The sequence below is a fragment of the Flavobacterium algoris genome (assembly GCF_048158525.1).
Classification (GTDB): Bacteria; Bacteroidota; Bacteroidia; order Flavobacteriales; family Flavobacteriaceae; genus Flavobacterium; species Flavobacterium algoris.
The window spans coordinates 23,323-35,994 of the sequence record NZ_JBLNKT010000037.1 but is presented as its reverse complement, the minus strand read 5'-3'; the positions used below and the strand labels follow the sequence as shown (position 1 = coordinate 35,994).

The 12,672-nt window shown below is 33.5% G+C and carries 6 protein-coding genes; 5 read left to right on the top strand and 1 reads right to left on the bottom strand.

Features of this window, described 5'->3' with window-relative positions:
• Positions 1 to 600: 600 nt before the first annotated feature.
• The 5 genes from ACM55I_RS14870 (at position 601) to ACM55I_RS14850 (ending at position 8,796) form a co-directional block, all read left to right on the top strand.
• Positions 601 to 1,548, top strand: a complete 948-nt coding sequence (locus ACM55I_RS14870) for a FecR family protein (protein WP_416847630.1) — start codon at positions 601 to 603, stop codon at positions 1,546 to 1,548.
• Positions 1,538 to 2,149: a sigma-70 family RNA polymerase sigma factor gene (locus ACM55I_RS14865; RefSeq protein WP_416847629.1), complete on the top strand. Its 612-nt coding sequence runs from the start codon at positions 1,538 to 1,540 to the stop codon at positions 2,147 to 2,149. The genes ACM55I_RS14870 and ACM55I_RS14865 overlap by 11 nt, the downstream gene beginning before the upstream one ends.
• A 68-nt stretch (positions 2,150 to 2,217) precedes the next feature.
• Complete coding sequence (locus tag ACM55I_RS14860; RefSeq protein WP_416847628.1) at positions 2,218 to 5,679, top strand: SusC/RagA family TonB-linked outer membrane protein; 3,462 nt, start codon at positions 2,218 to 2,220, stop codon at positions 5,677 to 5,679.
• A gap of 11 nt (positions 5,680 to 5,690) precedes the next feature.
• Positions 5,691 to 7,175, top strand: a complete 1,485-nt coding sequence (locus ACM55I_RS14855; protein WP_416847627.1) for a SusD/RagB family nutrient-binding outer membrane lipoprotein — start codon at positions 5,691 to 5,693, stop codon at positions 7,173 to 7,175.
• 94 nt (positions 7,176 to 7,269) lie between these two features.
• Positions 7,270 to 8,796, top strand: coding sequence for an alkaline phosphatase family protein (locus ACM55I_RS14850; RefSeq protein WP_416847626.1), 1,527 nt, complete (start codon positions 7,270 to 7,272; stop codon positions 8,794 to 8,796).
• Positions 8,797 to 9,210: 414 nt separating this feature from the next.
• Here ACM55I_RS14850 and ACM55I_RS14845 read toward each other — a convergent pair whose 3' ends face one another.
• Entirely contained in the window at positions 9,211 to 12,600 is a 3,390-nt protein-coding gene (locus ACM55I_RS14845) for a polysaccharide deacetylase family protein (RefSeq protein ID WP_416847625.1), read from the bottom strand.
• Positions 12,601 to 12,672: the final 72 nt, after the last annotated feature.

Here is a 12,672-nt window from a genome sequence, read left to right as displayed (position 1 = left end):
GATATGTTTGTTCTCTCATAACTCAATTGGACGGCTTTTTCTTTCAAAGCTTTGTCATAAATTTTGCGCACTTGTTTCATAGGTTAAAATTAAGATTATTTCTTAACTTTCTGTGATTGCTAAGTTAGCATGTCCGGTTTTTCAAAGGTAAATTGTTTCTTTAATTAAAAAATTGAATAGGTAAGATTCAAAATTTAGTTATCTACAACACAATTTCTAACCAATTATCAAAATTTTAACCTGTTCATGTTTGAGGCTGGTCTTTAGGCAAAATTGTTCGATCCTTACAAGTACGTTTTATTGCTTATTCAGATTTCCTCTGACTATCTGTAATAATTGATTATTTTGACGATAAAAAGTTTGTATGTTCATCGAATACAGATATAAACTCTTAATCATTATTAGATTTAATAGTTTTAACAAAAGATAAATTGCAGAAACAATTACTTATTTTTTCCACAAAATCTATCTATTAACAATTCATTAACTATATCGTGTCGATTTGATGGTATTGAAAACTAGGGGTATTCCTCTTATTTTGACTCCTATAAGCAAAGGATAATATTTATGTTGAATGTAAGTAGGAAAGAAAAAAAATGTGTGAAGTATCTTCTCAATGAGATGTCAAAACCAGAGCGATCTGTATTTGAAATTGAATTGTCTTTAGATGATGAACTTCTCGCTATTTTTGAGAATTATAAAATGATTTGGATCAACTATCCCCAATCTAATTTACCCGCAACAACTGTTTCTTTCAGTCAAATTAAAGACAAGTATAAAAAAGCCGAAACCCACACAAATACGGCTTCATTACTTTTTAAAAGAAAGACTGTTTTTGCTTTAGTTTTCCTTTTAGTTATTGGTTTAGGCTTCTATTTTACTACAAACACAAACCAAGCATATTCAAATCATAAAATAGCAAGAGTTGGAGAACGCCTTACGGTATTCTTGCCAGATAGCAGTACCGTTATTTTAAATTCAGGCAGTGACGTGAAGTATTCCAGTGATTTTGGTAAAAAAAGAGAGATCTGGTTAGTTGGAGAAGCTTTTTTTAAAGTTAAACATAATGAAAATGTTCCTTTTATAGTGCACACAGAAGCTTTTGATATTAAAGTATTGGGAACCGAATTTAATGTCAATGGAAATTTTAATGATAAAACGGTTTCTCTTGAAAAAGGAAAGGTAAATGTATTGCTTAAAGAAAGTAATGACGAAATCAACCTCTTGCCAAGTGAAGAACTGGTTTGGAATTCTAAGTCAAAAACAGTAACCAAAAGAAACTTTGATCTGGGCAAAATTTCGGCATGGAAAGACAACATTCTACTTTTAGATGATATAAGGCTTCAAGATGCATTGCTTAGTATAAATCAATTCTATGGTGTGAATTTTATCATTAAGGATGCAGCCATTGCAAATCAACATATAAAAGGTGCTTTTAAAAACCTGACAATTGATGAATTTATAACTTCTCTAGAGTTTATTTCAGATGTAACCATAACAAAAACCATTCAAAATAACATCGAGATTACAAAGTACCATGAAAATTAACCCAACAAAAATTGGCAGTAATGATCGCTTTTCAGACGATTATTTATTTCAGCAAATACAAAATGGTCAACATGAGGCAATGGAACAATTCTTCAATAGATATTACACCCGATTGTGTCGCTTTGGGCAAGGTTATGAATCAGATTATTGTCTTGTCGAGGAAAAAGTAGCTGATGTCTTTATTGAACTATGGAATAACAGGAATATCCTGGATAAAATTAGAAACCCTAAATCATATATATATGTAATAGTAAAAAATAATTTGAAAAAATCACAAAAATTTGAGCAGTTCCATCAACAAATTGATGAAACAAAAGTTATTCATGCTATGAGTATACCCAGTATAGAGGTAGAGATAATTGACATGGAACAAAAGGAAATAAATAAGAATATAATTCGTGAAATATTAGATGTTATTCCCAGAAAGTCACGTCAGGTATTTGAACTCAGCAGGATCGATGGATTAAAGTACAAAGAGATTTCTGAAATATTAGGTGTTACTCCTAAAACGGTTGAAAATCACATTACGCTTGCACTCAAACATATTAGTAAGGCGTTAAAATCTTATGACAAAGGGGAAATAATCAATACCATTTACTAATTATTGACAAAACACGCTTCCTTAACATTGGTTTGGACGTTAAAATTAAAAATAAACAATCATATAAAATGAAACAAAAAATTATACTAACCTTATCCTTATTACTACTGTTTGGTACTGGGGTGATTTATTCGAAGACTTCAAATAAAAGTATTGTTGAAGTAAATGCAGCTATAAAAGAGAAAATTAATTTAAACCTAAAAGACGTATCGATAAAGCAAACCTTTATCCTCATAGAAAGGCAAATAAACAATAAGTTTATTTATATGTCAGACCAAAATTTCCTTCAAAAGAAAATTTCCATTACGATAAACAACCAAGATCTTGATCAAGTTTTAGCGGTTTTAAAAACGAAGGCCAGTCTTGATTTTAAGATCACTAAAAGTGGTGTTTTAGTAAAAGAAGTGATTGGAATTACTCCTAAAACCATTCCTAAAAAGGACCAAGAAAACCGAAAAATTACAGGAATGGTTTTAGATGAATCTAATTTTCCTATTCCTGGCGCTTCTGTTTTTTTAGCAGGAACTAGAATAGCTACAACCACTGATTTTGACGGAAAATTTACTTTAAATGTTCCTGTAGACGCAACTATTTTGTCAATTAGTTATGTGGGATTTCAAACTAAAGAAGTCAATATTGAAAATAAGACCGAAATTAAAGTAGTCCTAAGTCAAAACGAAACATCTCTAAATGAGGTGGTTGTAACAGCCCTAGGTATAAAGCGTGAAGAAAAATCATTGGGATATGCCGCACAATCACTGGGTGAAAATGCTGTAAAAGATGCCAAATCAAATAACTGGGTAAATTCTCTTTCTGGAAAAGTTGCGGGTTTAAATATACAAGGATCTGGTGCAGGTCCAATGGGTTCTTCCAGAATAACACTTCGTGGTGAGTCATCACTTAATCTTGATAATAACCAAGCTTTAATAGTTTTAGACGGAGTTCCTGTGAGTAGTAAGATTACAGGTACCGGATTCTCTTCTCACCTGTCACAGGATAGCCCTGTTGATTTTGGTTCCACATTATCGGATATAAATCCCGAAGATATTGAAAAAGTTACGGTATTAAAAGGTGCTGGTGCAACTGCTTTATATGGAACTAGAGCCGCTGGTGGTGCGATTATTATCACTACCAAGTCGGGCAAGACTAAAGATAAAGGAATAGGAGTTACAATTAGTAGTAATTTTAGTTTTGATCAAGTAAATCGTTGGCCAGATTACCAATTTGAATACGGTGAGGGACGAACAAATCAATATTATTCTTACTTAGATAGCGCTGATGGTCTAAATACAAGTACAAATGTAGGTGCAGGAAGGGCATGGGGACCAAAATTTGACGGACAGTCCTATTTTCAATATAATCCTAATGCTGCAGATGGTAAACCTACTGAACGTACTCCGTGGGTTGCTAACAAAAATTATATTTCTGGATTTTTTAGAACAGGTACTACACAATCAAATAGTATCGCATTAGAAGGAGGAAATGAGAAAGGGTCTACCAGATTATCGATTACTCGTCTTAAAAATGATTGGATTCTTCCTAATACTGGTTTTGAAAGAATAAATGCTTCTTTATCTGTAAATCAACAAATCTCTGATAAGCTCAAGATAAATGGCAAGATGAATTATACGAACAAAAAAAGTGATAATCTTCCAGCTGCCGGATACAATAATCAATCGATTATGTATTTTCTTATGATTGGTACAGCTCCAAATATAAAACCGGAATGGTTTAAACCTTATTGGGAGCCTGGACTTGTTGGTGTCAAACAAAAGAATCCTTTCAATACAGGGCCTGATAATCCTTATCTTGGAATGTATGAAATGCTCAACAAAATGAACAAACATGGTGTGATTGGAAACGTATCAGCAACGTATCAGTTTACTAATAAGCTTGAATTTATGGTGCGCTCTGGTCTGGACATGTCAAATGAATTCAGATCACAACAACGGCCTTTTAGCATGACTAAATATGCCCGAGGAATGTATAGGGAACAAAATGTATTTAGTTATGAAATAAATACGGATGCCTTGTTAACCTATAAGAATGCACTAAATGATAATATTAATTATAACCTTACTGCTGGTGCAAATTCAATGAGGCAAAATTATGATTTTGCAGGACTTTATGCGGATCAGTTATCTCAACCCGGTATTTACCAAATATCAAATAGCTTGGATCAAGCAGTAGCAGATCCTTTAAAAACAAAGAAAGCGATTAATAGCTTTTATGGTTTAGCACAATTTTCCTACCAAGAAAAAATATTTTTAGATATTACGGGTCGTAATGACTGGTCAAGTACTTTGCCTTACGGTAACAATTCCTTTTTCTATCCTTCGGTCAGCTCTAGTTTTCTGATTCACGAGATAACAAACTTACCTTCTGCATTTTCCTTTGCTAAATTTAGAGTATCATGGGCACAAGTTGGGAACGACACAAGACCTTACCAAACTGATAAATATTATGACAGGATATATGGTAATAGCTTTACGAACACAACAACATTATTCAATGCTAATTTAAAACCAGAGATAACTTCTAGTATAGAAACGGGTATTGATTTTAGAATGTTTAAAAACCGCTTATCGATTGATATGGCTTATTACAATAATAATAGTCGCAATCAAATTTTAGCAATTCCTTTAGACCCCGTGTCCGGATACTCAAATGCAATGGTAAATGCAGGTTTAATAAACAGTAGAGGAATGGAGCTTGCTGTAACAGGAAAATTAATAACAAAAAGTAAATTCAAATGGAATAGTACCCTCACTTGGAGCCGTAATAGAAGTTATGTTAAAGAACTTGCTCCAGGCATAACAAACCAGGTTATTTACAACCATGAAAGTAATATTAGCATTGAAGCCAGAGTGGGTGGCAGAATGGGAGACATGTACAGTAGAGGTTTTCAGAGATCTCCTGACGGTCAGATTATTTATACTTCAGCCGGTTTACCTGCTACATTGGATCCTATAATGAAAAAACAAGGGAATGCTTTTGCTGACTGGAAAGCTGGATTGATGAATGAGTTTACTATCGGAAAAGTGAGACTTAGTTTTCTTCTAGACGGACAAAAAGGAGGTAGTATGTATTCCCAAACCAATCATAAGAATAATACACTGGGAAAAACCAAGGTTACACTTCCTGGTCGTGATGGTGGAATTGTTGGCCAAGGTGTTGTTTTACAATCCGATGGAACGTATCTTCCTAATACCGTTAGAGTAGCAGCAAGTTCCTACTATGAAAATTATTATACGATCAGTAATGGAGAAACTAATATTTTTGATGCTTCTTTTATCAAACTAAGAGAAGTTCGTATTGAATTTAATTTACCTAACAGCCTCTTGAAAAAGGTAGGAATGAAATCCGCCAGTCTTGCTTTTTACGGAAGAGACTTATTTAATTTCACCAAGTTCCCGGGTTTTGATCCCGAAGGAGGAAATCTAAATAATGGCACATTAACTCCAGGTGTAGAATTAGCTCAATTTCCTTCTACCAGAACGATTGGAACCAATCTTATCCTTAAATTTTAAATTAATAGATTATGATAAAAATTAATAAAAAATATAGTTTTCTCTTTTTGGTTGTACTACTTATATCTTCTTGTACAAGAGATTTTGAAGAGATTAATACAGATCCAAACCGTCCGAAACAAATTACTCCGGGAGTTATGTTGGGTCAGTTGCAGTTTAGAATTGTAAATACAAGTATAACTGCTTCTCGGAGTTTCACACATGAGCTCATGCAGGTTGATGCACCTCGTTCTAGTCCATCAGGAGTGGGACTGCATAGATATGTAGTTAATCCAGGCTCTGCGGTCTGGTCTACCTTTTACGGCTATATGACTGACATTGAAGACATATACAAAACCTCTGAAATTTTACAGGAAAATAATTACAAAGCAATCGCTTTGATTTATAAATGTTGGACCTATTCTATTCTTACTGATTTGTATGGAGATGTTCCCTACTCTCAAGCAATTATGGCATCTCAAGGCAACTTTAAACCTGCATTTGACAAACAGAAGGATATTTACATTAAAATTCTAAGGGATCTTGAAGAGGCTAATACCTTGCTTAATCCAGCCAAAGCCCTTACTTACGGTGGAGATCTTTTATACAATTCCAATAGCCTTTCAGGAGGGACAAATCCCGGAATCGTTAAATGGAAAAAATTCACGAATTCATTACGACTTCGATTGCTGCTCCGATTGTCAAAACGCGACGGGGAAATCAATAGCAACGAACAAATTATAGCGATTCTGGCTGATCCTGTAAAATATCCTGTATTTACAAGTAATGCTGATGATGCGATTTTTAAATACACAGGGACATTCCCTTATTACAATCCATATTTTAATATGAGACAACTAGAATGGAGAGATGGTACCTATGTAACTAAATTCTTTATTAACAAAATGAATACCGATAATGACCCAAGAAGAGCTTTATGGTTTGGTACAGTAAGCGTTGGTGGCCAAAATATATACCAAGGCATTGAAAGTGGGTATCCTATTTCTACAGAATATCAGGTTGGAAAAAATACAAGTTACAATGATATTATGAAAACCTTACCACAACTTGGTGTAATGATGACTTGGTCTGAACTAGAGTTTATCAAAGCAGAACTTGCTTTAAAGGGCTTTACTACGGGAAAAAAACCAAAACAACATTACGAAACTGCTATAACAGCTTCAATGACGCAATGGGGTGTAACGATGCCTCCAAATTATCTAGCTCAAGCAGGTGTAGTTTATGATCCCAACACTTCAACAGAAACTCAATTAGAAAGAATCATTACACAAAAATATTATGCTTCTTTTTTTGTTGACTATCAGTCGTGGTTTGAAAAAAGAAGAACTGGATATCCAATTTTACCAAGAGGATCGGGAATACCAGCTGAAAATGCTTTTCCAAATCGTGTGCCTTACCCAACTTATCTACAATCGCTTAATCCGGAAAATCTAGCATTAGCTTCAGCCTCAATTGGCGGTGATACTAGCGCTACCAAAGTATGGTGGGATAAATAATATTTTAAAAAACCAGGGAGTTTACAACCATAACACTGTAAAAATCTATTCAAAAAAGTATTTACAGGTTACATTAAATCAAATATAATATATAATGAAAACAGTACCTAAAAAAATTTTAATCCTATTTTCGGCTTTGCTGCTCACAAATACGATTCTAGCTCAGACAAAATCTAGTACATCTAACCTCCGAACATTAATTGTCTTTTTTGATGGACTAAGGCCGGATTATATCACACCTGAATTAATGCCAAATGTATATTTATTCAGTAAAAAAGGAAGTTATGGTAAACAACATCACAGTGTTTTTCCAACAGTAACTAGAGTAAATGCATCTTCGTTATCAACAGGATGTTATCCAGGCAGTCATGGATTAATGGGAAATACGGTTTATTTTCCTCAAGTAAAAGAATCAGCAGGTTTAAACACTGGTGATGCGGAGGAATTAAATAAAATCGCTAAAGCAACAGACAATCATTTATTGACATCCGTTTCACTGGGAGAGGTTTTAGAACAAAACGGCTCAAGACTATTCGTTTTTAGCTCTGGCTCTACCGGACAAGCCTTAATGCAAAATCATAAAGTAAGTGGAGGAGCAATCATTAATACCACGATGATTCTACCAGAGTCATTAAAAATGGAGATCGTAAACGAGATTGGAGAAGCACCAGATGGACTAGAAAAACATAAATGGTTAACGGATGCTGTTATTAAGTATGGCTTAACATTAGATGGTCCATTAGTAAGTACTCTTTGGTATGGTGACCCAGATTCGGCTGCTCATAAAAATGGAATAGGATCCCCTGAAGCCATTGAGTCTATCAAATATGTTGATGAACAGTTTGGAAGAATTATTAAAGCTCTTGAATTAAAAGGACTTGATCAAAACTTTAATGTTATCATTTCTTCCGATCATGGTTTTGTAACCCATATTGGAAAACAAGGTCTTGCCGATTTCTTAATTCAGAAAGGGCTAAAAAAAGACAAGGAATCAACAGAAGTAGTGGTTGCAGAAGAGGCAATTTATGTAAAGAATCATGACGAAAAGAGCATAAAAAATATTGTTACAGCTTTGCAGGAACAGAAATGGATAGGCAGTATTTATACTAAAGCTTCAAAAGAAGGAGACATAAAAGGTGTTGTAGAAGGGACTCTTTCTTTCGAAACAATACATTGGGATCATGACCGATCAGGAGATATACTAGTTGATATGAACTGGAATGATACCAAAAACGAAGCGGGATATGCAGGTGCAAGTTTCGCAAGAGGCGTTGCAGGTCATGGTGGCTTTAGTCCTTATGAAATTCATATTGCTTTACTAGCCAATGGGCCTAGTTTCAAGAAAAAGTATAATGGTAATTTACCTACATCTAACGTAGATATAATTCCCACTGTTCTCCATCTTCATAATTTAACTCTTCCTAAGCAAATGGATGGTCGGGTTATGTATGAATTGCTTTCAGAGAATCCTCCAGCTGACACTCCTAATTCAGCTAAGATTGAAATAATCAAAACGGAAGCAAAGCTGCCTTGGGGTGTTTATAAACTAGAAATGGAAAGATCTGTTTTAGGAAAATATAATTATCCAAATTTCACGAAAGTAATTAGAAAGGAAAAATAATAATATTGACTCTCTAATATAAAAGTAAAGATGGTGTCTTAAATGCTAAGATACCATCTTTTTTTTGTTACTATAAACACATAATTAATAGGTAATGTATATAGAATATCTTAAAAATGGTTTATCCAATTATCAAAGGTTCAACTTGTTCAGTTTTTAGGCTCGTATATTGGCAAAATTCCTCGATTGACACGAACTCATTCTGGAGCTTATTGAGCTCCTTTCTTATTTTTTGTAGTAGTCTAATGCTTTGACGATAACTCTTTCCAGTTATGCGTTGTATACCTTTTGGGTAGATACATAATCTCTTGTTTTCGGTTCTCATACTCTATATATAGCTTTGATTGGGCTTTGTCTACATCTATAAAATGATAAGACTACTATTTTGTTTTTCATTAAGGTAATCTTTTAAACTTACTGCACTGTTTTTACATTTCCAGTACGTTTCAAAACACCCCAACCTTGACTTTCACCTTTTATGGCTTTTTTAATTGCTTTAAAAAGAATCACATACATCAATTGTCTGTATATAAATCGTTGTGGAATGAGCCATACTAATTTACTTAATTTTTCTTTCTCAAACACAAAAGCTATGATGCTAACCAATACATCTACAAACATAAAAACGACATAATAGATACCTATTTTATATAAACTTTCGAGATTATTATGGTTCCAAATTAAACTAAATATCAAAACCAAATCAGCTAAAGGAGCAAAAATGGGCAATATGATTTGAAAGATCAAAATATTAGGCAAAGCCACCATTCCTAGACCTTTATATTTTGGATTAAAACAAGCATCTTTATTTTTAGAAAAAGCTTGCATAACCCCATAACTCCAACGAAAACGTTGTTTCATAAATTCCTTAAAAGTTTCCGGAGCTTCGGTTATGGCAATGGCGTCTACACAATTAACAACTTTATATCCTTTTCGTAAAATACGAATAGTCAAATCACAATCTTCTGCCAAGGTATCAGTTGTAAAACCACCTGCTTTAGCAATGGCTTCTTTTTTGAAAGCACCAATAGCACCTGGAACAACGGTAATTCCATTAATTAAATCAAATGCCCTACGGTCGAAATTTTGAGCTGTTGTATATTCAATACTTTGCCATTTGGTGAGCATTGTATTTTCGTTTCCAACCTTTACATTACCTGCAACTGCACCAATTTCTTGATTGTTTTTTATTTTAATCGTAAAACATTTCATCAATTGGGAAAGTGCATCGGTCTTAAGTTGTGTGTCGGCATCGATGCAAACTACATAGTCATTTTGGGTTAAATTTATACCATAATTTAACGCTGATGCTTTTCCTCCATTAGGTTTGGTATTTACGCTTACTTTTGAATTCATACCAAAAGTATCCATTATCATTTGATAGGTTTTATCTTTTGATCCATCATCAATAAAAACAATATCAAAATTAGGATAATCTTGCAAAAGTAAATTGTTGATCGTTTTTACCGCATTTATTTCTTCGTTATAAGCAGGAACAATGATACTTACTTTTGGATTTATATTTTGCAAATTATAGGTAGGCGGCTGTTTTTGATCTTTGTATTTTTTGATAAAAACCATTACAAACATCAATAGGATTCTTAAAAATCCTAAAATAATGGCAACCCAAAATGTAGCTGCAATAAAATGACCAAACCAATAACCAAATTCAAAGATAAAATCATCAACGCTCAAAAAACTCTCGTGTGCTTTTGGCATTAAATCATTTTTGGTTTTGCCAAGCAAATGAGCAACTGTTGTAAACTGTATTCCTTTGCTTTTAAAATAGTTAATTATTCGTGGCAAAGCTTCTACAGTAGCTTCACGGTTCCCGCCCGCATCGTGCAAAAGAATTATTCCTTTATCTGGATTAGCTTCATATTGTTTTATGGTTCTGGCATATATGCTATCAGCTTTTACTCCTTTTTCCCAATCGTTGGGATCGATGCTTTCGCCAACACTGTAATAATTTTGTTCTTTGCTTAATGTTATGGGTTTTAATTCGTTTTCGGTTGTAGGTTCTGCATCTGCATTGTATGGAGCTCTAAATAAAACTGTGCTTCTTCCCGTTACTGCTTCTATCAAAAGTCGGGTGCTTTCCATTTCGGTTGATGCTCTTTCTAGACTTACTGCGGCAATATTGGGATGCGTAAAAGTATGATTTCCTATTTCGTGCCCTTCAGTATAAATGCGTTGCAGTAACGGTATATTATTTTCGGCTTGCAAACCAACCACAAAAAATGTCGCTGGCACTTTTTCTTTTTTTAAAATATCTAAAATTTGTGGCGTGTATTCTGGATCAGGACCGTCATCAAAAGTTAGAATGACTTGATTATGCACATTTCCATATTTTTTAATAACATATTTAGTGGGTAATTCTAAATAGGTTTGCTTCGAAATAATGTTTTCTTTTTTATTAATGTCCAGCTTAATTTTACCTTGTTCTGGATTGGTAACCACATTTAATATTTCACCATCGCCAATATAATCCGGTGTTGAATACCCAAAGTTTACATTTTTTAAGGTTTTATAATCAAAAGGTTTGTTTTCTAGACTCACATCTGTCAAACTGCGATTATAGAAACGCCAAAGTCGGTCGTCTTCGCTACCCAAACGCCACAAAGCTGTTCCTGCAGTTCCATATTCATCTGCAAAACGAATAGTGTTGAAATTAGTTGCGGCATCAGTAAAATTTACAATATGTTTATTGCCATTTCCATCTGTATAAGTGTAATTGTTGTTGTAACTAGTATTGTCAAAATCTATTTTTGCTTTGTATAATTTTGCGTTTGACAATGCTTCTTGATAGGTTATAGTTTCACCTTCTTTCCCTTGTTGCCAGTCGTATCCGTAGCCTGCAAAACAAAGAATTATTTTGTTTTCGGGAATTTCTTTTGCGGTTTCATCCAGCACACTTTCTATCCATTTTTGACCGCTAATGTCGCCAGGAATACTTCCTGCATAATGCTCATCATAAGCCATCAGAAACATGTAATCGTTGTATTTGGCAAGTTCCTTTAAATTAAAATCTTCATTACGAACCATTATGTCTTGTGACACAATCAACCCCATAGGATGTAATTTTTCGTATAAATCTTTTTGAAAAGCAATAATAGGCGCATCACTATTTTCTTTAAACTCTTCAAAATCAATATTAATACCTTGGAAATTATATTGTTTCAAAATCTTTGCTATATCATTAATCAATCGGGATTTTTTAGCTGGATTGTTAATAATACGATGAATGAGATTTCCATTAAAATCGCCATCTTCTTTACTAATATCAATATTATTGATTAGTGGAACAATTCTAACATTGTTTTTTCGCATTACTTTTAATGCTGCTGTATCGATTTCGGTTTTTAATAATTCGGTTTTGGGGTCAATAAAAAACCATTCCGGAACCACCATATTAAGCTTCTTGATGTTCTTTTGTAAAGAAAACAAACTTTGTGGATCCCAATCTACATAAAATGCAGCTCTGACTTGGTCTTTATGTTTTGGTTCTTCAACATTTTTTAATTTTTCATTTTTTTCTTTCATTCTCAAAAAAGCATCAAAACCTTTGTACTTTTTTAATTCATCTTTGCTAAATACGAGAGGAATATTAGGTTTTAAAAGCATTTTAACCTCATTGTTAACATTGGTTAATAATGGCAATGCTGGTTTTAATCCTTTGTGGAGTGTAATAATAAAAATGGGAATTAATAGCAGTATTCCAAAAATCAAAATTCTAGTTGACCACTGGAAGGTTTTCCATCTTGTTTGGGTTGCAGTCTGAAATATTTGTTTATTATCGCTCATCATTTTTTGTATTAAACCAATTACAATCTTTGGTAAATGTAAGTATAAAAATAAAAGCCATTCAATTTTTTA

Coding starts and splice junctions, on each gene's coding strand:
- ACM55I_RS14865 (WP_416847629.1), top strand. CDS start 1,538: ATGAAAATTAACCCAACAAAAATTGGCAGTAATGATCGCTTTTCAGAC.
- ACM55I_RS14860 (WP_416847628.1), top strand. CDS start 2,218: ATGAAACAAAAAATTATACTAACCTTATCCTTATTACTACTGTTTGGT.
- ACM55I_RS14855 (WP_416847627.1), top strand. CDS start 5,691: ATGATAAAAATTAATAAAAAATATAGTTTTCTCTTTTTGGTTGTACTA.
- ACM55I_RS14850 (WP_416847626.1), top strand. CDS start 7,270: ATGAAAACAGTACCTAAAAAAATTTTAATCCTATTTTCGGCTTTGCTG.
- ACM55I_RS14845 (WP_416847625.1), bottom strand. CDS start 12,600: ATGAGCGATAATAAACAAATATTTCAGACTGCAACCCAAACAAGATGG.